The 21,944-nt window shown below is 65.3% G+C and carries 18 protein-coding genes; 4 read left to right on the forward strand and 14 right to left on the reverse strand.

Going from position 1 to position 21,944, the window contains the following annotated elements:
* Positions 1-96: 96 nt before the first annotated feature.
* The 11 genes from QUD34_RS06720 to QUD34_RS06770 all read right to left on the reverse strand — a co-directional run bounded on the left by QUD34_RS06720 (position 97) and on the right by QUD34_RS06770 (position 12,060).
* Positions 97-900, reverse strand: coding sequence for a zinc dependent phospholipase C family protein (locus QUD34_RS06720; RefSeq protein ID WP_286355831.1), 804 nt, complete (start codon positions 898-900; stop codon positions 97-99).
* The gene (locus QUD34_RS06725; protein WP_286355832.1) at positions 897-1,421 is read right to left on the reverse strand and encodes a SixA phosphatase family protein; all 525 of its coding nucleotides are present in this window, start codon (positions 1,419-1,421) and stop codon (positions 897-899) included. The genes QUD34_RS06720 and QUD34_RS06725 overlap by 4 nt, the downstream gene beginning before the upstream one ends.
* 72 nt (positions 1,422-1,493) lie before the next feature.
* The gene (locus tag QUD34_RS06730; RefSeq protein ID WP_286355833.1) at positions 1,494-1,943 is read right to left on the reverse strand and encodes a cache domain-containing protein; all 450 of its coding nucleotides are present in this window, start codon (positions 1,941-1,943) and stop codon (positions 1,494-1,496) included.
* 23 nt (positions 1,944-1,966) lie between these two features.
* Entirely contained in the window at positions 1,967-2,629 is a 663-nt protein-coding gene (locus tag QUD34_RS06735; RefSeq protein WP_286355834.1) for an inorganic diphosphatase, read from the reverse strand.
* Between the two features lie 183 nt (positions 2,630-2,812).
* The gene (locus QUD34_RS06740) at positions 2,813-3,670 is read right to left on the reverse strand and encodes a hypothetical protein (protein ID WP_286355835.1); all 858 of its coding nucleotides are present in this window, start codon (positions 3,668-3,670) and stop codon (positions 2,813-2,815) included.
* 42 nt (positions 3,671-3,712) lie between these two features.
* Positions 3,713-4,666 (reverse strand): hypothetical protein, encoded by a 954-nt coding sequence (locus QUD34_RS06745; RefSeq protein ID WP_286355836.1) that lies wholly within the window; start codon positions 4,664-4,666, stop codon positions 3,713-3,715.
* Positions 4,667-4,898: 232 nt separating this feature from the next.
* Positions 4,899-6,248 (reverse strand): sigma-54-dependent transcriptional regulator, encoded by a 1,350-nt coding sequence (locus QUD34_RS06750; RefSeq protein ID WP_286355837.1) that lies wholly within the window; start codon positions 6,246-6,248, stop codon positions 4,899-4,901.
* Positions 6,241-8,142 carry an ATP-binding protein gene (locus QUD34_RS06755; RefSeq protein ID WP_286355838.1) on the reverse strand — a complete coding sequence of 634 codons (1,902 nt, stop codon included), beginning with the start codon at positions 8,140-8,142 and terminating at the stop codon, positions 6,241-6,243. The genes QUD34_RS06750 and QUD34_RS06755 overlap by 8 nt, the downstream gene beginning before the upstream one ends.
* A gap of 489 nt (positions 8,143-8,631) precedes the next feature.
* The gene (locus QUD34_RS06760; protein ID WP_286355839.1) at positions 8,632-9,417 is read right to left on the reverse strand and encodes a succinate dehydrogenase/fumarate reductase iron-sulfur subunit; all 786 of its coding nucleotides are present in this window, start codon (positions 9,415-9,417) and stop codon (positions 8,632-8,634) included.
* An 11-nt stretch (positions 9,418-9,428) separates the two neighbouring features.
* Positions 9,429-11,348: a fumarate reductase/succinate dehydrogenase flavoprotein subunit gene (locus QUD34_RS06765; RefSeq protein ID WP_286355840.1), complete on the reverse strand. Its 1,920-nt coding sequence runs from the start codon at positions 11,346-11,348 to the stop codon at positions 9,429-9,431.
* Positions 11,349-11,364: 16 nt separating this feature from the next.
* Positions 11,365-12,060 carry a succinate dehydrogenase cytochrome b subunit gene (locus QUD34_RS06770; protein WP_286355841.1) on the reverse strand — a complete coding sequence of 232 codons (696 nt, stop codon included), beginning with the start codon at positions 12,058-12,060 and terminating at the stop codon, positions 11,365-11,367.
* A gap of 393 nt (positions 12,061-12,453) precedes the next feature.
* On the opposite strand from QUD34_RS06770, the gene QUD34_RS06775 reads away from it, so the two are divergent.
* The 4 genes from QUD34_RS06775 (at position 12,454) to QUD34_RS06790 (ending at position 19,268) form a co-directional block, all read left to right on the forward strand.
* Entirely contained in the window at positions 12,454-14,913 is a 2,460-nt protein-coding gene (locus tag QUD34_RS06775; protein ID WP_286355842.1) for a sodium-translocating pyrophosphatase, read from the forward strand.
* A 99-nt stretch (positions 14,914-15,012) separates the two neighbouring features.
* Entirely contained in the window at positions 15,013-17,142 is a 2,130-nt protein-coding gene (locus QUD34_RS06780; RefSeq protein ID WP_286355843.1) for a S9 family peptidase, read from the forward strand.
* A 58-nt stretch (positions 17,143-17,200) separates the two neighbouring features.
* Complete coding sequence (locus tag QUD34_RS06785) at positions 17,201-17,629, forward strand: VOC family protein (RefSeq protein ID WP_286355844.1); 429 nt, start codon at positions 17,201-17,203, stop codon at positions 17,627-17,629.
* Positions 17,630-17,699: 70 nt separating this feature from the next.
* Positions 17,700-19,268, forward strand: a complete 1,569-nt coding sequence (locus tag QUD34_RS06790) for a peptide chain release factor 3 (protein ID WP_286355845.1) — start codon at positions 17,700-17,702, stop codon at positions 19,266-19,268.
* An 80-nt stretch (positions 19,269-19,348) separates the two neighbouring features.
* Here the strand turns inward: QUD34_RS06790 and QUD34_RS06795 are convergent, their stop codons facing one another.
* The 3 genes from QUD34_RS06795 to QUD34_RS06805 form a co-directional block, all read right to left on the reverse strand.
* Positions 19,349-20,272 (reverse strand): class I fructose-bisphosphate aldolase, encoded by a 924-nt coding sequence (locus QUD34_RS06795; RefSeq protein WP_286355846.1) that lies wholly within the window; start codon positions 20,270-20,272, stop codon positions 19,349-19,351.
* Positions 20,273-20,334: 62 nt separating this feature from the next.
* The gene (locus QUD34_RS06800; protein WP_286355847.1) at positions 20,335-21,192 is read right to left on the reverse strand and encodes a 3-hydroxybutyryl-CoA dehydrogenase; all 858 of its coding nucleotides are present in this window, start codon (positions 21,190-21,192) and stop codon (positions 20,335-20,337) included.
* Between the two features lie 40 nt (positions 21,193-21,232).
* Entirely contained in the window at positions 21,233-21,919 is a 687-nt protein-coding gene (locus QUD34_RS06805; protein ID WP_286355848.1) for an HAD family hydrolase, read from the reverse strand.
* Between the last annotated feature and the right edge of the window lie 25 nt (positions 21,920-21,944).

Below are 21,944 nucleotides of genomic sequence, written 5' to 3' on the forward strand. Positions count from 1 at the left end.
ATCGACATCCGTACTGCGGCAATGGCTTTGCGCGGAATCTCGCACACCCCATGCGGGGTTCCGCTCGCGGAAAGGGCGGGGGCCCCTGGGTCGGCATCAGCGCGGCGAAGGGCGCCCAGCCTCCACCCAGGCCGCCAGCAGGAGGTCGCCGGTGCGTTCGGCGGATCGCCGGAGCTGCCGCTCAGCCACCGCCTTCTGCTCGTGCCATGGGCCTTCCTCCGCCGAAGGGGACCTTCGGAAGCCTTGTCGGAGGGGTGCCGAGTCCGCCGCCAGCAGGGCTGGCACGAGGGCATGACTCTCGACCACCCAGCTGGACACAGCGCGGGGAAGATCCGCGGGCACCGCGGCCAGGCGGAGATCGGGGAGGCTCTCGACGCCCTGGCGCAATAGATCGATCTCCCAGCGCCGGTGCACGCCCTTCTGCCCGGTCAGCTTGCCGTTCCGGTTCCGGGTGGTGTGGAGGGGCACCTGGGCATCGGCGACATAATGGCAAAGCCATCCGCTGGCCGTCACCACCGCCTCGGGCCGCCTCGACTGGAAGGCTTCCACGAGGAGGGCGTACCGCTCGGCGATCACCCAGGGGAGCTGACCGCTCTGCTCGAAGGCCCAGGCACTCACCTGGCTGCGGGCTTTCGCGGCGGTCAGCGGCACCTGGGCGGCGCCCCCATAGGTTTCACTGTAGATCCGGTGGCGGCCGACTTCAGCGGGATCCTGGTCCTTCCATAGGTCTGGCTCCAATGCGGCCAGGAGAAACTCCGGCTCCCGCCCGGCATACCAGCTCTGGAGGCCAGGCGGCAGGGTGGAGAGAGAGGCCTCCGCGGCCAACCGGTGGCCTTCCGGTCCCCAGGGCAGCAGAGGCAGGCCCGTGGCCAGCAGAAGGGCTGTGACCGACGGCCTCACGGCTTGGCTTCCTGGTCGGACGCCGGACCCGGGGGCAGGGGCCGCTGGCGACATTCCTCCAGGCCCGGCGTTCCGCCGCCGGGCTTGACCCGGAGCACCCAGAAGCGATCGAACCCCGCAACTTCCGGAAAGGCGTCCGGGTGCCCCAGGGCGCCCACCAGATCCGCGAGGGTGTCCGAGTGGCCGCAGACCACCACGACCTGACCCGCATGCTGGATGAGAAGGTGTCGACCGAGCGCGCCCTCGCTTCCCCGTTCGTAGACTCGGATCGGAAGACCGAGCTGCTGCGACAGGGGCGTCAATGTCTGCTGGGTGCGGATCAGGTTCGAGGCGAACAGCGCCGTCGGATGGTAGGCCGCCAGATCGCAGGGAAGTGCGTCCGCTCGGCGACGGCCCTGGGCTGACAGCAGGGCGGTATCGCCCCGGTGGGCCTTCTCCGCGTGCCGGAGGAACACGACCACCGTGTCTTGGGCCCCAAGGGCGAGGCTCAGGATCAAGGAGAGCAGCAGGGACCGGAGCATGGGGGCCTCCTACTGGAAGGGGGGAGCGATAAACTCGCTCCCCCCGGGGATCAGCCTGGCTGGAGGACCCGGCTAACCTTCGTACATGCCGCAGCAGATGACCATGCCGCCCTGGAAAGCGACCAAGGTCCGTTTCACCTGGGTCTGCATGTTGGCGGGATTGATCTTCGTCTCCTCGACCCAGCCGCCACCCTTCTTGCGGGCGAGGCCGATCCGCTCCTGGATGTAGAGCTTTCCGGATTTGTCCTTGGCGGCGAACTGGTTGCCGCCCACTTCCTGGGTCTTCTTGCCGTGGCCGATGACCTTGCCGTCGAGATCGTAGACCGTGAGGTAGAGCCGCTTGGTCTTCTGGACATTGAACCGCCCGATGGGGCGCGAGACCTCGTTCAGGAAGGCATCACGGGAATTCGCCTTGACGAAGCTGACGGCCTCCTTCACGAAGGCCTCGACCTCCCGGGTGTCCTGGGCCACCAGGACGGGACTGACCAGGGCGATGGGCATGAGCCAATGGGTGACTGACATGGGCACTCCTGATGACGCGGCGATCACTCGCCCAGGTTCTTGGCGCCGGCCCAGCGGTACAGGCGGGGGTTGCCCTTCTCGTCCAGGGCCCGCTTGTCGGCCTCGGTGACCACGGACCGCTCGTAGTCGAGGGCCGCATCCCCGATGAGCCGGATAGCCTCGGCGCGCCCCTTGAATCCGGGGGAACTCAGGATCAGGTTGCCCTTCTTGTCCCGCCCCTTGTACGAGGTGAACCAGGTCTTCAGGATCGTGGTCGCCCCGGGGAACTTCGCGTCCAGTTCGTCCACACTCTTGCAGCTGGCGAAGGGGCTGCCTTCCAGGACGAGAATGACCTTGTCGTCAATCTCGCCGCCATCCACGAGGCTGAGGATCCCGATGGGCCGGGTCTTCACCACGGATCCGGTGGGAATCGCGGAGCCAAGCACCAGGACATCCACGGGATCGCCATCGCCGCCCTTTTCCTTGGAGAGGATGGTGCGGGGGATGTTGCCGTAGTTGCAGGGATAGCCCAAATACTGGACGAACCGGGGCGCGCCGTTCTTCTGCTCCAGCTCGATGAGGCCGGTCTTGATGCTGACTTCGTACTTGGCTGTGCTGCCCGCGGGGATCTCGATCACGGCGTTGACCGTACCATCCACATTGTGGGTGTCATAGCCCGTGAAGAAGTTCTTCTCCCCCTTGAGCACGGAAACCTGCGGGGTTACCCCGGGCCCAGGTTCGGCGCCGGATAGAGGAAGGGCGCTCAGTCCCCAGGTCGCGGAAAGGGCCAGGCTCAGTCCGAACAGGGTGGCAACGGTCTTTTCTAGCGGTGTCTTTCTCATCTCTGCTCAACTCCTTGGAATGGTTGGAAGGCGCGGTCCAGACATGCCTCAGGACGGATCGTCGTTGTTGGCCGCCTTGGGCTTCTTGGCCTTCTTCCCCTTCACGGGCTCGGCCTTGGGAGCGCGAGCCTGAGCCTTCGGTGCGGCGACGGCGGGCTTGGCTTCGGCCTCTTCGACCTTGGCCGCGGGCTTGGCGGCCTTGGGGGTCGCCGGTGCCGCGGGCATCACGATGAGGTGCGGCCGGCTCTTCTTGGCCGCATCGTCATAGGCCACATCAGGTCGCTTCAGACTCTCTTCCCGGATATCCTCGGGCGCGTATTCGAGCAGGTAGAACACCGGGCCCCAGGTGGCGGAACCCGGATCCACAACCTCGCGGATCAGCGCGGCGGCATTCACCAGCTGCTCGGGGGTGCGGTCCGCGTTGTTCTTGGAATACCGGCCGGACTTGTTGTTCACGGTGAAGGTGTTCGTGCCCTTGTCGTAGAGGATCTCGCCGCTGATGCGGCCCATGCCGCCCGCCAGGGCCGAGACATGCCCGTAGTTCTCCGTGGTGCCGGGCTTGCGCTTGGACTTGTCCTCGGGTCGGTAGAACCCCTTTTCGTAGGTGCGACCTAGGGGATGGGCGGCTTCCTGGATGATGCCCACGCGGCCTTCCGCATCAATCACCCAGTTGTACGGCGCGTGCTTGGGATTCAGGATGCCGGGGTGATCCTTCGTGGCCACCTGGAGGTAGGGGTTCAGCAGGACCTTTCCGCCCTTGTCGGCCTCGTAGTGCTTGATGTAGGCGGGCTGCTGGAGGGTGCCGTACTGCTTGTCCAGAAGGTCGGGATCCTGGCCGCCGAAGGCGGGGAGGAAGGTGCAGACCAGGGCTGTCCGCAGCAGGGATGGGGTGAGCGACATTCGCATCGCGGGGGTTCTCCTTCGAAAGGGGTGAATGGGGGCCCTTGGCTACTGACCGATGGGCCGCTTCATGAAGACGCGCACCTTGGATCCGCCCCACTTGCCGTCATCGGCGAGCGCCAGGCCGGCCAGGTCGCCGCGCAGGACCTTGCTCAGGAACCGTTCGCCCTGGAGGTGGGTCTCAGGGCTCTCGTAGAGCGTCAAGTCTTCGTATCCGTAGGAAAAGTCGTAGAGGAAGATCGGGCCGTCTTCCTTCATCGCCCAGCCTTCCATGGAGACGCCGCAGGGCTCGGTGCCCGGCAGCACCACATAGCCCGGGCGGACTCGGTAGGAGTAGGCCTTGCTCGAAACCAGGCGCGTCTGCGCCGGCAGGCCGAGCTTCAGCAGCTCGGGCATGTACTTCCCGAAGTCGCCCAGGGTGAGGCTCCCGAGGTCGTCCAGTGGCACCGAGAAACTGGCGCCCTTCTCGATGTAGCCCACGAGCTGGCCCTTGGGGCCGGGCCCGACATTGTCCTGGCACTCCTGCTCGCCCTTGACGCCCACCACTTCCAGGGGCGCGGCCAAGGTCTTGGCCAGTTCCTCGTGGATGGCCTTCACGGTCACCTTGCCGTTCGCGTCGGCGATGCCGGCCTTGTATTTGGTGGTGATGCGGATGAGGTAGCCCCGCTTCCAGAGGGCCTGGTCCGCCGTGTCCAGATACTCTTTGGTGGTCATCTCGACCTTGAGCGGAGCCTTCTCCTTCTCGGTGACCGTGAAGCCCTCCTTGGCGGCGGCGGCCTTCACCTGGGTCCAGACGGCCTTGAAGGCCTCCGCGGGTGTGCCCTTGGCCTTGGCGGGATCCACGAGGAATTTGTATTCCCGGCCGCTCACTTCCTCGAGCTTGGGGGCGGGGTTGGCGGCGATCTTCTGCTTGAAGAGCGGCGCGGGGTCGTCCCCGGCCGTGACCAGGGCGCCGGTCGCGGCCACCAGGGCCAGAAGCAGGTTCCTGAATGGCTTGATCATGGCGCGTGCCTCCCTATGGCTGGGTCGCCCCGGGGCCAGCCCAGGGCGCATTCCGGATGGATTGAGCACCATCCGCCCCCGGACGGGCCGAGGATCAGACAAGGTCGAGCAAGGGTCGAGCCATTCCCGACCTTGTGGTTAATTTATAGCAATTCACCCAATTACGCAGGCCGGCGTGGGCGGCCTGCGGTGCACCTGAGCGGAATCCCGCACCCTCAGTGCGGGGTTCCGCTCAGTCCTTCCCGGTGGCGATGCCCAGGGCCTTGAGGCGGTCGTAGAGGGTCCGGCGGGCCAGCCCGAGGATCTGGGCCGCGTCCGTGACATTCCCGCCGCTGCGCTGCAGCACCTTCTCGATGTGGAGGCGTTCCATCTCCTTGAGCGTCACCAGACCTGCCTCCGTGGCGACATGGCTCGGACGCCGCCCGCCCAGGCCCAGGTCGGCCGCTTCCAGGCATTCCCCCTTCTGGAGGATCATGGCCCGCTCCAGCACATTGGCGAGCTCGCGGATGTTGCCGGGCCAGGCGTATTCCTTCAGGGCCTCCAAGGCTCGGGCGCTGAACTGGACCTCGGGGCGACCCATGCGGCTGCAGACGCTCCTGAGGATGGTCATGGCGAGGACGGGGATGTCCTCGGCGCGTTCCCGCAGGGGCGGAATCCGGAGGGTGAGGGTGCTCACACGGTAGTAGAGGTCGTCCCGGAATTTCTTCGCCCGGACCATCTCCTCCAGATCGAGGTTGGTGCTGGCGATGAGGCGGATGTCCACCTGGCGGTCCCGCACATCCCCCAGGCGCCGGAAGGTCTTCTCCTCCAGGGCCTTCAGCAGCTTCGGCTGGATGGCGGGATCCATGTCGCCGATCTCATCCAGGAACACGATGCCCCGGTGGCCCACCTCCAGCAGACCCGGCTTGGCGGCGACGGCACCCGTGAAGGCGCCGCGCTCATGGCCGAACAGTTCGGATTCCAGGAGCTCCCGCGTCAGTCCGGCGCAGTTGAGGTTCACGAAGGTTTCTTCCCGCCTTGGCCCCTGGGCGTGGATCCAGCGGGCGAGCACGCCCTTGCCGGAACCGGTCTCGCCGAGGATCAGGACCGGGCTGTCCCACTCGATCATCAGCCGCGCCTGCTCCTCCAGGCGCCGGATGGAGGCGCTCACGCCCTGGAAGGGGTTCATGGGGCCGGGCTGCTCGCGGCTGGCCACCTCCTGGCGCTTGCGCAGGCGCTGCTGCTGCAGGAGGCGCTTCACGAGCACCAGGAGGGTCTTGGATTCCACGGGCTTGGTGAGGAACTGCTCGGCCCCCTCCTTGATGGCGCGGACCGCCAGGTCAATGGAGCCATGGGCCGTGAGGATGATGAAGGGGGTGTCCTCGCTCAGCCGCTTGAACTGCGGCAGCAGGTCGAGGGAGGTCCCGTCCGGCAGGCTGTAGTCCGCCACCACCACGTCGTAGCCGCCGCCGCGGAAGAGCTCGGTGGCCTTCTGGCAGGTGTCCGATTCATCCACGTCCATCTCGTTGGCGCGCAGAAAGGCGGTCATGCCGTGGCGCACCGCGGGGTCGTCCTCGATGATCAGGATCTTCGGCTTAGCCACGGGGCTCTCCAATCAGTTCCATGCGGCGGCGGGGAGCGGGGACCCTGAGGGTCACCCGGGCGCCGCCGCCGGCGGCGTTCTCCACGGCCACGGTCCCGCCGTGCTCCTCCACGACCCGCTTCACGATGGACAGGCCGAGGCCGGTGCCGCCCTTCCGCCGCGTGAAGAAGGGTTCAAAGGCCCTGGCCAGGCTCTCGGGGTCGAAGCCGGAACCTTCGTCTTCCACCGAGAAGGCCCACCAGTCGTGGCCCTCGTCGCGGAGGTGCCGCCCGCGCACCGACACGGTCCCGTTCGGGGGTGAGTGATGCAGGGCATTCTCGATGAGGTTCCGGAACACCTGGTGCATGCGCCGGGCGTTCAAGGGCAGCACCAGCGCCTCATCCTCCAGGGCCAGCCGCACCTTGCAATCGCGGCTGACCTGCAGGGTCTCGCAGGAGCGGAGGGCATCTTCCAGCAGGGTGCGGACGCGGCAGGGCTCGGGATTGAGCGTCCTCGGCTCGCCGTAGTCCCGGAGGTCGTTCATCAGTCCCTGGATGCGGTCGGAGCTCTCGCGCAGGGCCAGGAGGAAGGGACGGTAGCGGGGTTCCTCGCCGAAGGTGGCCTCCAGGGCGTCGAGGTTGATGGAGATGCCGTAGACCGGATTGCGGATCTCGTGGACCACGCCCCCCACCAGGGCCCGCAGGGACTCTTCGGCGCGGCGCCGCTCCGTAATGTCCGTGCACATGCCCGCCATCCGGGCCGGCCGGCCATCGCCGCGCCAGGCGACCACCTTGCCCGCGTCGAAGACCCAGAGCCAGTCGCCGGACTGCGTGCGAAGCCGGTATTCCGCCTGGAGGCCCGGAAGCCGGCCCTCCAGGTGGGCGTTCAGGGCGGCTTCGGTCTGCAGGCGGTCCTCGGGATGGATGAGGTCGAAGCCCGCCTGCAGGGTGGAGGCGATGGCCCCCGGCTCGTAGCCCAGCATCCCGAACCAGCGCGGGCTGCGGTAGATGTTCCCGGTTTCCAGGTCCAGATCCCAGAGGCCCTGCTGGGTGCCGTCCAGGGCATGGTTCAGCCGCTCCTCGCTGGCCCGCAGCTCCGCCTGGGCCACCTTGAGGGCGGTGATGTCGCGGGAGATCCCGGCGATGCGGTGGATGCGCCCCCACTTGTTCCGGACGGGGGTCAGGATGGTCTGGAAGGTGCGGACCTCCCGGGCGATGGGGTGCTCCTCCTCGAACTGGAGAGGCGTGCCGCCCTGGAGGACCCGCTGGAAGTGGGCGATGAGCTGGGCGGCGCTGCTGCTGGTGAGGCAGGACTCCGGCGAGCGGCCGGCGAAATCGGGATTGAGGAAACTGCCCGAGGCGTGGAGCGGCGGGTTCACGGTCTCGAAGGTCATCTCCCCCTGCTCGGAAATGCCCACGACGTAGATCCAGTCGTACAGGTTCTGGAAGAGCCCGTCGAACCGGTAGGGATCCTCTCCCCGGGCCGGACCTGAACCGCTCTGGGCTTGGCCCCTTGGCCCCATCAACCTCGCCCTGCCGCGGCGGAGCGCTTCGGGGGCCTGGGCGGCGGTCACATAGATTTCGTGGAAGCCCTCCCGCAGCATGGCCTCACCGATGACTGGATCGCCCTTGGGAATCCGCACCAGGGTGGGAAGGTCGGGATGATGGGTCCGGAAGGTCCGGATCCGGATGTGCCAGGCCTCCGTCGCCGAAGGCCCCCAGAGCAGCAGCGCATCGCCAGGGCCGCAGACGAACGAGTCCAGCTCCGCTTCGGACCAGCCGCTGATGTCAATGCAGTTCGGGACAGGTTCCCCAACCGCCCTGAAGGCCCGGCCAAGGGCCCGCCGCACAGCCGCAGGCACGCCCACCGTCAGCAGCTGGAAGGAGGTGGGGGCTGGACTTGAAGGGCTTTCCATCTCAATGACCTCGTACTCCAACCGATCATCGCATCATCTTTGCGGCAGCGGGGTGGACGCCCAAGGCGCCTTCTCCTGCGCTCATGGATCCATACCAAGCGAGAACGAGCTGTTGAGGCTTACTCCTCAAAACAATTTTATGAATCGATAAATAGAACACAGTGGAGGCAAAATAGGAGAAAATCACACGTAAATCAGGCAACAACATTTATCGTGGTAACCATAAAGCTCGTCTGGCTTCTATTTGTTTTCATGTTGATTTTACTTTTATGATCGATATTGTTTCGTTATTCGTAAATTATAATAATTTATTTCACGAGTAACTGCTTAAAGTTCTATGAGGTATCCTTACTATTTTTTGGGGATGAGCATGTGTACGCATCCTGGAGTGGATGCTGGTTTGTGGGACTAAAGCGGATTTCATCGACCTGACTCCAAAAACAAAACGCCCGGCGGATGCCGGGCGTCTGAGGCGGATGAAGCGGGCGATCAACCGGCGCCACCACTCGTGGTGGCGGGACGGTAGGTGAGGCTGGCCTTGATGAAGTCGCGGTTCATGCGCGCGATGTTTTCCATCTTGATGCCCTTGGGGCAGGCGGCCTCGCACTCGCCGTGGTTGGTGCAGGTGCCGAACTGCTCGGCATCCATCTGGGCGACCATGTCGCGGACGCGGATGTAGCGCTCGGGCTGGCCCTGGGGCAGCAGGCCCAGGTGGGTGACCTTGGCGGACAGGAACAGCATGGCGCTGGCGTTGGGGCAGGCGGCCACGCAGGCGCCGCACCCGATGCAGGCGGCGGCGTCCATGGAGAGCTCGGCCTTCTCCTTGGGGATCGGCAGGGCGTTGGCGTCCTGGGGCGAACCCGTGGGCACGCTGATGAAGCCACCGGCGGCGATGATGCGGTCGAAGGCGCCGCGGTCCACCATCAGATCCTTGATGACCGGGAAGGCTTCGGCGCGCCAGGGCTCGATGGTGACGCTATCGCCGTCCTTGAAGCTGCGCATGTGCAGCTGGCAGGTGGTGGTGCGCTCGCGGGGGCCGTGGGGGCGTCCGTTGATCACCATGCTGCAGGTCCCGCAGATGCCCTCGCGGCAGTCGTGGTCGAAGGTGATGGGCTCCTCGCCCTTGCGGATGAGGCCCTCGTTCACGATGTCGAGCATCTCCAGGAAGGACATGTCGGGGCTGATGTTCTCGGCGGGGTACTCGACGAACTTTCCGTCGCACTTGGCGTTCTTCTGCCGCCACACATGGAGGGTGAGATTGAGGTGCTTGGACATGGCTCAGTTCCTCACTTGTAGCTGCGGGTCGCGAGGTGGACATTGTCGAAGGTGAGCTGCTCGGTGTGGCGCACCGGAGCCTGGCCTTCGCCCTTGTACTCCCAGGCGGCCACATGGGCGAAGTTCTCATCGTCGCGCAGGGCTTCTCCCTCCGCCGTCTGCCATTCCTCGCGGAAGTGGCCGCCGCAGGACTCGCGGCGCTGGAGGGCATCCAGGCACATCAGCTCGCCGATCTCCAGGAAGTCGGCCACGCGGCCGGCCGTCTCGAGGGACTGGTTCAGGTCGTTGCCGCTGCCGGGGATGCAGAGGTTCTTCCAGAACTCCTCGCGGATCTGCGGAATGAGCTCAAGGGCCTTCTTGAGTCCGGCCTCATTGCGGCCCATGCCGCACATCTCCCACATGACCTTGCCCAGTTCGCGATGGAAGTGGTCCGGGGTCTCCTTCCCGCCGATGGACATGAGCTGGCTCATCCGCTCCGAAACGGATTGCTCTGCGGACTTCACGGCCGGATCGTCAGCCTTGATGCGGGTGCCGGGCTTGATGCCCGCCAGGTAGCCACCGATGGTGTAGGGGATCACGAAGTAGCCGTCGGCCAGACCCTGCATGAGCGCCGAGGCGCCCAGGCGGTTGGCGCCGTGATCGGAGAAGTTCGCTTCGCCGAGGACGAAGAGGCCGGGGATGGTGCTCATGAGGTTGTAGTCCACCCACAGGCCGCCCATGGTGTAGTGGCTGGCCGGGAAGATGCGCATGGGCGTCTTGTAGGGGTTCTCGTCCGTGATGCGCTCATACATCTCGAAGAGGTTGCCGTACTTCTCCTCGATCTTGGCGGCGCCCAGGCGGTTGATGGCGTCGCTGAAGTCCAGGTAGACGCCGAGCCGGGTGGGTCCGACGCCCCGGCCCTCGTCGCAAACCTGCTTGGCGGCGCGGCTGGAGACATCGCGGGGAGCAAGATTGCCGTAGGAGGGGTACTTGCGCTCCAGGTAGTAGTCCCGGTCCTCTTCGGGGATCTGGCTGGCGGGCTTGCCGCAGTCCTCCTTGCGCTTGGGCACCCAGATGCGGCCGTCGTTGCGCAGCGACTCGGACATGAGCGTGAGCTTGCTCTGGTGATCGCCGGTGACGGGGATGCAGGTGGGGTGGATCTGGGTGAAGCAGGGGTTGGCGAAAGCCGCCCCCTTCTTGTAGGCGCGCCAGATGGCGGTGCCGTTGCAGCCCTTGGCGTTGGTGGACAGGTAGAAGACATTGCCGTAGCCGCCGGTGGCGAGGCAGACCGCGTCCGCCACATGGGACTCGACCGCTCCGGTCACCATGTCCCGGGTGATGATCCCCTTGGCCACGCCGTCCACCACGATCAGCTCCAGCATCTCGTGGCGCGGGAACATCTTCACCTTGCCGAGGCCGATCTGGCGTTCCAGGGCCTGGTAGGCGCCGATGAGCAGCTGCTGGCCGGTCTGCCCGCGGGCATAGAAGGTGCGGCTCACCTGGGCGCCGCCGAAGGAGCGGTTGTCGAGCAGTCCGCCGTATTCCCGGGCGAAGGGTACGCCCTGGCCCACGCACTGGTCGATGATGTTGTTGCTCACCTCGGCCAGGCGATGCACATTGGCTTCGCGGGCGCGGAAGTCGCCGCCCTTGACCGTGTCGTAGAACAGGCGGTAGACGCTGTCGCCGTCGTTCTGGTAGTTCTTGGCGGCGTTGATGCCGCCCTGGGCCGCGATGGAGTGGGCCCGACGGGGGCTGTCCTGGTAGCAGAAGCATTCGACTTCGTAGCCGAGCTCGGCGAGGGAGGCGGCGGCGGCGCCACCGGCGAGGCCGGAGCCCACCACGAGCACCTTGTACTTGCGCTTGTTGGCCGGGTTCACGAGCTTGAGATCAAAGCGGTGCTTCTCCCACTTCTTGTCGATCGGGCCGTCTGGGATTCGGGCATTGAGTTCCATGGAGCGCTCCCTGGGATCAGTGGATGAAGCCGGTCAGGACGGCGATGGGATAGGAGATGTTCACGCCCACGACGAGGACGGTCAGGCCGGTGGCGAAGTTCCGCCGGAGGCCGTCGTAGCGGGGATGCGCCAGGCCCAGCGACTGGGTGAAGCTCCAGACGCCGTGCCACATGTGGAGGCCGAGGCAGAGCTGGGCCACGATGTAGAAGCCAGCGGCCGCCGGAACCTTGAACCCGTTCACGAAGTTGGCGTAGGGGTTCGCGTGATCGAAGTTGGGATGGACGGTGCCGGTGGTGAGGTGGAGCAGATGGTAGACGATGAACGCAGCGAGGATGAAGCCGCTCCAGCGCATGGTGCGCGAGGCCCAGGTGGAGGCCTGCGTGTGCTGGTTGCGGTAGCCCAGGGGGCGGGCGGCGCGGTTGTCGAGGGTGAGGGTCACGGCGGCCCAGATGTGCAGGCCGACCGCGCTGAGCAGCACCGCCCGGAACACCCAGATGCCCATGCCGTGGATCATCGTGTGCAGGAACTCGGCGTAGTGGTTCATCGCCGTGGCCCCCATGTAGGAGGTCAGGTTCCCCAGCATGTGGACGGTGACGAATCCGAAGAGGAGGACGCCGGTGACGGCCATCAGGACCTTGCGTCCGACCGAGGACGCCATGAAACCGCGGCCGCGCGCTTCCGCGCCCGCGATGCTCTGTTCAGCAACGGACATAGGGGACTCCTTGTGAAATCGGGGAGGTGGGTCCGGGCGCCCGCAGCTGACGGCGGGGCCCGCTTTCAATGACGGGGCCATATCTGACCCAAGTATCCTCGGAGGCGTCTCGAATCCCAAGCCCTAAAGGAGCCTCCCAGGTTCCAGGGGGCTGGCCGCTGGGGTCCGGCGGAAAGGCTGTTCCAAGAGCAATCCATCACACCCGGGCGGCCCGCTCTTGCAGTCGGAGCCTGTTCCCAGCTATCTTTGGTCACGATCTAGAGATGATCAAGCGTGGTTTGCCTCCGGGTGGGGGCTCAGGCCGCATCAAGGCCAGCCATCGAGAGCCGTATGACTTCCATCACTAATTCGAGTGCCCGACTGACCCTTTCTTGAGTCCATATGGAGGAAACCATGGAGACGATGAAACGCGTGCTTGGCGCCCTGGCGTCAACCCGGATCTTTAGGGGGGGGCTGACCGCGCTCTTCCTGCTTCTTCTCGCGCCCCCGGCCTTCGCCGGCGGCGAGGCCGAGCTGAAGATCCCCGCCCTGCAGGGCAGCTTCATGGGCATGACGGGCCACCACCTGCTGCTGATCGGGCTCTTCATCTGCCTGCTCGGCATCGGCTTCGGTCTCGTGCAGTACGCCCAGATCCGGGACCTGCCCGTGCACAAGTCCATGCTGGAGATCTCCGAGCTGATCTACGAGACCTGCAAGACCTACCTTGTCACGCAGATCAAGTTCATCTCGGTCCTCTGGGCCTTCATCGCGGTCATCATGGTCGCCTACTTCAAGTACCTATCCCATACGCCCATGGGCTGGGGCCAGGTGATCGTGGTCCTGCTCTTCTCGATCATCGGCATCCTTGGTTCCGTGGCCGTGGCCTGGTTCGGCATCCGCATCAACACCTTCGCCAATTCGCGCACGGCCTTCGCCAGCCTGGGCGGCAAGCCCTACCCGACCATGGAGATTCCCCTGAAGGCGGGCATGTCCATCGGCATGCTGCTCATCTCGGTCGAGCTGCTGCTCATGCTGGCGATCCTGCTGTTCATTCCCGGTGACGCCGCCGGCCCCTGCTTCATCGGGTTTGCCATTGGCGAGTCCCTGGGCGCCGCCGCCCTCCGCATCGCGGGCGGCATCTTCACCAAGATCGCCGACATCGGCTCCGACCTGATGAAGATCGTCTTCAAGATCAAGGAAGACGATGCCCGCAACCCCGGCGTCATCGCCGACTGCGTGGGCGACAACGCCGGCGATTCCGTCGGTCCCACGGCGGACGGCTTCGAAACCTACGGTGTGACGGGCGTGGCCCTGATCACCTTCATTCTGCTGGCGGTCAATCCCCAGACCGCCGGGGCCAACTACCAGGCCATCCAGGTGGCGCTGCTCGTGTGGATCTTTGTCATGCGCGTGGGCATGGTCTTGACTTCTGCGGCCTCCTACTGGATCAACGGCCTCTGGTCCAAGGCCAAGTTCGGCGCCCTGGGCAAATTCGATTTCGAGACCCCCCTGACCACGCTGGTCTGGCTGACCTCGATCCTCTCGATCGTCATTACCTATGTCCTCTCTTACCTCCTCATCGGCAACCTGCCCGGCCACCTCTGGTGCAAGCTCTCGACCATCATCACTTGCGGCACCTTGGCTGGCGCCCTGATCCCTGAACTTGTGAAGTCCTTTACCTCCACCAACTCCGGCCATGTCCGCGAGGTGGTCACGGCCTCCAAGGAGGGTGGTGCCTCCCTCAACATCATTTCCGGCCTGGTGGCGGGCTACTTCTCCGCCTATTGGATGGGCCTCACCATCGTCGCCCTCATGGGCGCGGCCTACTATGTCTCCACCTTCGGCCTGGGTGACTTCATGGCCGCTCCGGCCATCTTCTCCTTCGGTCTGGTGGCCTTCGGCTTCCTGGGCATGGGACCCGTCACCATCGCCGTGGACTCCTACGGCCCCGTGACCGACAACGCCCAGTCCGTCTACGAGCTCTCCACCATCGAGACCATCCCCGGCATCGAGGCCGAGATCCAGAAGGACTTCGGCTTCAAGCCCGACTTCGAGAACGGCAAGATGTACCTCGAGGAGAACGACGGCGCCGGCAATACCTTCAAGGCCACCGCCAAACCCGTGCTCATCGGCACCGCGGTGGTGGGTGCCACCACCCTGATCTTCTCCATCATCCAGCTGCTGAATGGCAAGTTCGGCGTGCCGAAGGTGGTTGAGGGGCTGTCCATCATCAACCCCCTCTTCCTGCTCGGCATCATCACCGGCGGAGCCATCATCTTCTGGTTCTCCGGCGCGGCCTGCCAGGCCGTGGCCACGGGCGCCTACCGCGCGGTGGAGTTCATCAAGCAGAACATCAACCTGGATTCGGGTGCCACCAAGGCCTCCGTCGAGGACTCCAAGAAGGTCGTGGAGATCTGCACCCAGTACGCCCAGAAAGGCATGTTCAACATCTTCCTGGCGGTGTTCTTCTCCACGCTGGCCTTCGCCTGCCTGAACCACTTCTTCTTCATCGGCTACTTGATCTCCATTGCGGTCTTCGGCCTCTACCAGGCCATCTTCATGGCCAATGCCGGTGGCGCCTGGGACAATGCGAAGAAGCTCGTGGAAACTGAGCTGAAGGCCAAGGGCACCCCCCTCCACGATGCCTGCGTCGTGGGCGACACCGTGGGTGACCCTTTCAAGGACACCTCCTCGGTGGCCCTGAACCCGGTCATCAAGTTCACGACCCTCTTCGGCCTCCTGGCCGTGGAACTGGCCATCGAACTGAATCCGGCCGTGGCCCATGCCTGGTCCCTGGTCTTCTTCCTGGTCTCCACGGTCTTCGTGTGGCGCTCCTTCTATGGCATGCGCATCCCCACACTCGAGGAGAAGTAAACCTCCGAAAACCTGACAAACAATTAACAGCCGGGCCCCTCAACCGAGGGGCCCGTTCTTTCGTGGTACGGTAGACACCGTGTTTTCCAGGAGCCCATCATGCCCTCTCGTTCCTTCCGCCCCTTGGGTCTGGCGGCCCTGGTGAGTGCCGCCCTGAGCCTTGCCGCCCAAGGCCCCGTCCCGCCCCTGGCCAAGCAGGTCGAACACCTCTCCGTCTGGCACGGCGAGAAGGTCAATGACCCCTGGTTCTGGCTGCGCGAAAAGGCCAACCCCGAGGTGGTGGCCTACCTGAACGCGGAGAACGCCTACACCGAGGCCATGACCGCGGATCTCAAGCCGTTCTCGGAGGCCCTGTACAAGGAGATGCTGGGCCGCATCAAGCAGACGGACCTGAGCGTCCCCGTGCGCCGGGGCGCCTTCTACTACTACTCCCGCACGGAGGAGGGGAAGCAGTACCCGATCCAGTGCCGCCGGAAGGCCGCCAAGGGTGGGGCCTATGACGAGAAGGCTCCCGAGGAGGTGCTGCTGGACCAGAACGAGCTGGCCAAGGGGCTGAAGTTCCTGGGGCTGGGCGGCATGTCCGTCAGCAATGACGACCGCACGCTGCTCTTCAGCACGGATACGACGGGGTTCCGGCAGTACAAGCTCTTCACCAAGGACCTGGCCACGGGGAAGGTGAGTGCCGCCCTCGCGGAGCGGGTGACCTCGTCCACCTGGGCGTCGGATTCCCGCCACATCTTCTTCGTGACCGAGGACGATGTCACCAAGCGCTCGAACCAGCTCTGGCGGCTGGACCTCGCCTCGGGGAAGCCGGAACTGGTCTTCGAGGAGAAGGACGAGCTCTACGGCATTCATGTCAACCGGACCAAGGACCGCAAGTTCCTCGTGATGGAGAGCCGGTCCACGGATACCTGGGAGACCCGGTATCTTTCCGCCGCCAAGCCCGGTGGCGCGTTCAAGGTGCTCCTGCCCCGGGAGAAGGGCCACAAGTACGACATCGAGCATCGTGAAGGCACCTTCTACATCCGGACCAACAAGGACGCGAAGAACTTCCGCCTGGTCACGGCTCCCGTGGCCACCCCGGATCCGAAGCATTGGAAGGCCTTCCTCCCCCACCGGCCGGAGGTGCTGCTGGAAGGCATGGAGCCCTTCCAGAATTTCCTGGTGGTGGCCGAGAAGAGCCAGGGACTGTCGCAGTTCCGCTTTCAGGATCTCAAGACCGGCCGCTGGCAGGATGTCCGCTTTCCCGAAAGCGTCTACGCCGCCTTCCCGGGAGGAACGCCGGAATACACCTCGAAGACCTTCCGCTTCGTCTACCAGTCCATGGTCACCCCCCAGAGCATCTACGACTGCGACATGGGCTCGGGCAAGCAGACCCTGCTGAAGCAGATCGAGGTCCTGGGAGGCTACGACAAGTCCCAGTACGCCACCGAGCGCCTGTGGGCTCCGGCCCGGGATGGCGTCAAGGTGCCGCTGTCCGTGGTCTACAAGAAGGGGATCAAGCGGGACGGCACGGCGCCGCTCTTCCTCTACGCCTACGGGTCCTACGGCTACGGCCAGTCCGCCACCTTCTCCATCCCGCGCCTGAGCCTGCTGGATCGCGGCATGGTCTATGTCATCGCCCACATCCGCGGCGGCAACGAGATGGGCGAGGCCTGGCACGACGACGGCATGCTCATGAAGAAGATGAACACCTTCACGGATTTCATCGACTCCGCCGAGTTCCTGGTGAAGGACAAGTGGACCAGCAAGGACCGTCTGGTGATCGAGGGCGGCAGTGCGGGTGGCCTGCTCATGGGCGCTGTCACCAACCTGCGGCCCGACCTCTTCAAGGCCGTGCACAGCGCCGTGCCCTTCGTGGATGTGATGAACACCATGATGGATGCCAGCCTGCCCCTGACCGTCGGCGAATACCTGGAGTGGGGCAACCCCAACGAGAAGGCGGCCTTCGACTACATGCGGGCCTACAGCCCCTACGACAACCTGAAGAAGGGCGCCTATCCGGCCATCCTCGTCACCACGAGTTTCAACGACAGCCAGGTGATGTACTGGGAACCCGCCAAGTACATCGCCAAGCTGCGCACCCTCAAGACCGACCCAAACCCCCTGCTGCTGAGGATCAAGATGGATCCCGCCGGGCACGGAGGCGCCTCCGGCCGCTACGACGCCCTGAAGGACAAGGCCTTCGAGACGGCGTGGATGCTGAAGCAGGTGGGCATCACCAAGTAGCCGTTCCGTGCGCCAGAGGGCGCATGGGCGCCCTCTGGCGCACATGAAGGAGGAAAAGATGGTTGCACCCGTTCCTGCCGGCTACCACACCGTCACGCCCTATCTCGTTGTGCCCAATGGCCTGGCCTTCCTGGCCTTCGTTGAAAAGGCCTTCGGGGCGGTGGAGGAGAGTCGCACCCTCCGCCCCGATGGCACCATCGCCAACGCGGAAGTGCGCATCGGCGATTCCATGGTGATGGTGGCCCAGGCCCGGGACCCCTGGAAGCCCATGCCGACGGGCTTCTACCTCTATGTGCCCGACACCGACGCCACCTACCAGGCCGCCCTCGCGGCGGGCGGGGCCTCCCTGATGGAGCCCTCCGACCAGTTCTACGGCGACCGCAACGCCGGGGTCCAGGATCCCTGGGGCAACAACTGGTGGATCGCCACCCACATCGAGGATGTGGACGACGCGGAGATCCAGCGGCGGATGGCGACCCGGGGTTGAGTCCACGCCGTTCTCGCGGGACAATGGAGGGGCGCGGCGAACGCCGCGCCTTTCTATGTCCAGGGGAACCATGTCCCTCTCTGAGGAAATCCAGCGGCGGCGCACCTTCGCCATCATCAGCCACCCCGACGCGGGCAAGACCACGCTGACGGAGAAGCTGCTGCTCTACGGCGGCGCCATCGACCGGGCGGGCAGCGTCAAGGCCCGGGAGGGAGGGGCTGCGGCTCACTCCGACTGGATGAGCATCGAGCAGGAGCGCGGCATCAGCGTCACCTCGGCGGCCATGCAGTTCGAGTACCAGGGCCGGGCCATCAACCTGCTGGACACCCCGGGTCACCAGGATTTCAGCGAGGACACCTACCGGGCCCTCACGGCCGCGGATGCCGTGGTGATGCTCCTGGATTGCGCCAAGGGCGTGGAGGAGCAGACCAAGAAGCTGTTCCGGGTGGCCAGTGAACGCAAGCTCCCCATCTTCACTTTCGTGAACAAGCTGGACCGCCCCGGCCGCGAACCGGTGGAACTCATCGACGAGGTGGAGGAACTGTTCGGTCTCCACGCGGTGCCCATGACCTGGCCCATCGGTTCGGGCACGGACTTCAAGGGCGTCTATGTGCGCGCCACCGGCCAGATTCAGGTCTTCGAGCGGGCCAAGGCGGGCCAGAAGGCCCGCGTGGCCGGGAAGGGCGGCCTGGACGATCCCGAGATCGCCGCGCTGCTGACCCCCGCCGAACTGCAGCAGCTGAAAGACGATGTGGACCTCATGGACCATGTGCTGCCCGCCTTCGACCGGGAGGCCTTCCTGCGGGGGGAGCAGTCCCCCATGTTCTTCGGTTCGGCCGTGAACAATTTCGGCGTCTCGGAATTCCTGGAAGAGTTTTTGGAACTGGCGCCGGCGCCCGGGGCCAGGCCCCTCATGAACGGCGGCGAGGTGCAGCCGGAACAGCCCTTCACGGCCTTTGTCTTCAAGGTGCAGGCCAACATGAACAAGGCCCACCGCGACCGCGTGGCCTTCGCCCGCATCGTGTCTGGCCGGTTCGAGCGCGGCATGGATGCGCTCCATGTGCGCGAGAAGAAGTCCATCAAGCTGAACTACCCCCACATGTTCTTCGGGCGCGAGCGGCAGATTGTGGACGAGGCCTACCCGGGCGACATCCTGGGCCTCATCAACCCCGGCCTCTTCCGCATCGGTGATGTGCTCAGTGCCCAGGGCGCCGTGGAATTCCATGCGGTGCCACGCTTCTCGCCGGAGCAGTTCGCCTCCGTGCGGCTGGCGGATCCCGGGGCCCGCAAGGGCTTCCTGAAGGGCCTGGGCCAGATCGCGGAAGAGGGCGTGGTGCAGGTCTTCTGGCCCAAGGGCGGCGCGCCCCTGCCCATCCTCGGCGCCATCGGCCGCCTCCAGTTCGAGGTGCTTCAGCACCGCCTCAAGGAGGAGTACGCCTGCCCGGTGCTGCTGGAATCCAGGGGCTTCCAGATGGCCCGCTGGATCGAGGGCGGCTGGCCCGAGCCCAGCCGGTTCTGGGGCGAGCTGGTGGAGGACGCCGAGGGCAATCCCGCCATCCTCTTCGAGAACGACTGGCAGCGGAGGACCACCGCTGAAAAATGCCCTGGCTTGACCTTCCTGGAGCATCCGCCCAAGTAGGCTCGTCGAAAGGACAAAATCGAAGAGCGGCGCATTCGCGCCGCTCTTCACCGATTCGGAACGCTGCGTGTTCCGGATCGCTATTTGGCCTTCGCGAAGGCATCCATGACCGAGTGCAGCAGCTGGATGGCCTCGGCCTTGGGGCGCTGGAAGGCGTTGCGGCCCATGATGGAACCGAACGCGCCGCCGGCGGCGATCTCGGCCACTTCCTTCAGGACCTCGTCGGTGCCCTTGGCCTCACCGCCGCTGAAGATCACGATGCGGCGGCCGTTGAAAGCGCTCTGTACCACATGCGCGATGCGGTCCTTCAGGCTGGCGGTGGGGATGCCGAACTTCTCGTAGACCTTCTTGGCTTCGGCCTGTTCCACATGATCCTTGGGCGGCTTCACCTTGATGATGTGGGCGCCGAGCTGGGCGGCGATCTGGGCGGCATAGGCCACCACATCCACGGCGGTCTCGCCTTCCTTGGAAAGGCCCGCGCCGCGGGGATAGGCCCACAGGACGGTGGGCAGACCCACGGCCTTGGCCTCGAGGATCAGGTCGCGGAGGTCCTGGTACTGCTCGTTGCGGGCGCCGCTGCCGGGGTAGATGGTGTAGCCGATGGCGGCGCAGCCCAGGCGCAGGGCATCCTCCACGCTGCCGGTGATGGCGCTGCAGGGCTCGTGGCCCTTGCTGAGGCTGTCGCTGTTGTTGAGTTTGAGGATGAGCGGGATGTCCCCGGCGTAGTCCGAAGCCACATGCTCGATGAAGCCCAAGGGCGCAGCGTAGGCGTTGCAGCCGGCTTCGATGGCCAGCTCGATGTGGTAGCGGGGGTCGTAGCCGCCGGGATTGGGTGCGAAGCTGCGGGCAGGTCCATGCTCGAAGCCCTGATCCACGGGCAGGATCACGAACTTGCCGGTGCCGGCGAGCCGGCCCGTGTTCATGAGGCGGGCCAGGTTGGCCTTCACGCCGGGGTTTTCGGAGCTGTACCAGGACAGGATCTCGCGGACTTTCGCCGTGGCCATGATGTCACCTCGCATGAATTCAAACGGCCATTCTACCTGTAAAAAGGCCCATTTGGCTCGTCTCAGGCCTTGCCGTAGTCGTAGAACCCGCGGCCGCTCTTCTTGCCGAGCCAGCCGGCATCCACATATTTGATGAGCAGGGGGCAGGGGCGGTACTTGGGATCGCCCAGGCCCTCGTGCAGCACATTGAGGATGAAGAGGCAGGTGTCCAGGCCGATGAAGTCCGCCAGGGTCAGCGGGCCCATGGGGTGGTTCATGCCGAGCTTCATGATCCCGTCGATGCTCTCCACCGTGGCCACGCCTTCGTAGAGGGCGTAGATGGCCTCGTTGATCATGGGCAGCAGCACGCGGTTGCTGACAAACCCGGGGAAGTCGTTGCAGTGGATGGGGGTCTTGCCGAGCTGCTTCGAGAGGCCCATGACCGCGTCGAAGGCGGCATCGCCGGTGGCCAGGCCGCGGATGACCTCGATGAGCTGCATGACCGGCACGGGGTTCATGAAGTGCATGCCGATGAAGGCCTCGGGGCGCTTCGTGACCGCCGCCAGCTTGGTGATGGAGATGCTGCTGGTGTTGCTGGCCAGGATCGCGCCGGGCTTGCAGACCTTGTCGAGGGTCTCGAAGATCTGCTTCTTGACCTCCCACTTCTCGGTGGCGGCCTCGATGACGATGTCGCAGGGGGCCAGATCCTCGAGCTTGGTGGTGGTGCGGATTCGGCCCAGGACGGCGGCCTTCTCGTCGGCCGTCATCTTGCCTTTGTCCACGCCCCGCTGCAGGTTCTTGTCGATGGTGGCCACGCCCTTGGCGGCGAAGGCTTCGCTGATGTCCTGCATCAGCACGCTGAAGCCCGCCTGCGCGAAGACATGCGCGATGCCGTTGCCCATCTGGCCTGCGCCGATAACGCCGATGTTCTGGATGCTCATAGGGATCTCTCCTGGCTTTCAAGCATAGCGGAGGATGCGGTCACCAGCCGGCGAGCAGAGCGGGCAGGTCCCGGATGGACTCGAGGACGGGGAAGGGGGACTCTCCGGATCCGGCCACCACTTCGTGCGCCCAGGTCAGGTGGTAGGGGATGTGGATGGCGCGGGCCCCCAGGGCCAGGACGGGGAGGATGTCGGATTTCACGGAGTTGCCCACCATGGTGAAGGAGGCGGGGGCGATCCCGTGGCGCCGGAGGAGGGTCGCGTAGGTGGCCTCGTCCTTCTCCGACACGATCTCGACCTTCGAAAAGTGGCCGCCCAGGCCCGATTTCGCCAGCTTGGTCTCCTGGTCGAAGAGGTCGCCCTTGGTGATCACCATCAGCTCGAAGGTGCCGGCCAGCTCCGCCAGGACTTCGGCGACGCCCGGCAAGGGTTCCACCGGCTTGTCCAGCATGGCCTTGCCCAGATCGAGCACCCGCCGCAGCCCCGTGCCGTCGAGACGGTTCTCCGTGAGTTCCAGGGCCGTCTCGATCATGGAGAGGGTGAATCCCTTGATGCCGTATCCGTATTGGCCCAGGTTCCGCATCTCGGTGTCATGCAGGCGGGCGTCGATCCAGGCATCGTCGTGGAAAGGCCGCAGCAAGGCGCGGAAGGCCTCCTGGGTCTCAGCGTAGTGGGTCTCGTTGTGCCAGAGGGTGTCGTCGGCGTCGAAGGCGAGGGTGCGGAGCATGGTGGTCCCGTGGAAGAACTCCCAG

It is taken from the genome of Geothrix oryzae, from assembly GCF_030295385.1.
Lineage (GTDB): Bacteria > Acidobacteriota > Holophagae > Holophagales > Holophagaceae > Geothrix > Geothrix oryzae.

Excerpts from the sequence above, each read along its gene's own strand:
- QUD34_RS06785 (WP_286355844.1), top strand. The coding sequence starts at position 17,201 with ATGGTTGCACCCGTTCCTGCCGGCTACCACACCGTCACGCCCTATCTC.
- QUD34_RS06770 (WP_286355841.1), bottom strand. The coding sequence starts at position 12,060 with ATGTCCGTTGCTGAACAGAGCATCGCGGGCGCGGAAGCGCGCGGCCGC.
- QUD34_RS06780 (WP_286355843.1), top strand. The coding sequence starts at position 15,013 with ATGCCCTCTCGTTCCTTCCGCCCCTTGGGTCTGGCGGCCCTGGTGAGT.
- QUD34_RS06790 (WP_286355845.1), top strand. The coding sequence starts at position 17,700 with ATGTCCCTCTCTGAGGAAATCCAGCGGCGGCGCACCTTCGCCATCATC.
- QUD34_RS06725 (WP_286355832.1), bottom strand. The coding sequence starts at position 1,421 with ATGCTCCGGTCCCTGCTGCTCTCCTTGATCCTGAGCCTCGCCCTTGGG.
- QUD34_RS06800 (WP_286355847.1), bottom strand. The coding sequence starts at position 21,192 with ATGAGCATCCAGAACATCGGCGTTATCGGCGCAGGCCAGATGGGCAAC.
- QUD34_RS06755 (WP_286355838.1), bottom strand. The coding sequence starts at position 8,142 with ATGGAAAGCCCTTCAAGTCCAGCCCCCACCTCCTTCCAGCTGCTGACG.
- QUD34_RS06730 (WP_286355833.1), bottom strand. The coding sequence starts at position 1,943 with ATGTCAGTCACCCATTGGCTCATGCCCATCGCCCTGGTCAGTCCCGTC.
- QUD34_RS06775 (WP_286355842.1), top strand. The coding sequence starts at position 12,454 with ATGGAGACGATGAAACGCGTGCTTGGCGCCCTGGCGTCAACCCGGATC.
- QUD34_RS06740 (WP_286355835.1), bottom strand. The coding sequence starts at position 3,670 with ATGCGAATGTCGCTCACCCCATCCCTGCTGCGGACAGCCCTGGTCTGC.
- QUD34_RS06765 (WP_286355840.1), bottom strand. The coding sequence starts at position 11,348 with ATGGAACTCAATGCCCGAATCCCAGACGGCCCGATCGACAAGAAGTGG.
- QUD34_RS06805 (WP_286355848.1), bottom strand. The coding sequence starts at position 21,919 with ATGCTCCGCACCCTCGCCTTCGACGCCGACGACACCCTCTGGCACAAC.
- QUD34_RS06795 (WP_286355846.1), bottom strand. The coding sequence starts at position 20,272 with ATGGCCACGGCGAAAGTCCGCGAGATCCTGTCCTGGTACAGCTCCGAA.
- QUD34_RS06760 (WP_286355839.1), bottom strand. The coding sequence starts at position 9,417 with ATGTCCAAGCACCTCAATCTCACCCTCCATGTGTGGCGGCAGAAGAAC.
- QUD34_RS06745 (WP_286355836.1), bottom strand. The coding sequence starts at position 4,666 with ATGATCAAGCCATTCAGGAACCTGCTTCTGGCCCTGGTGGCCGCGACC.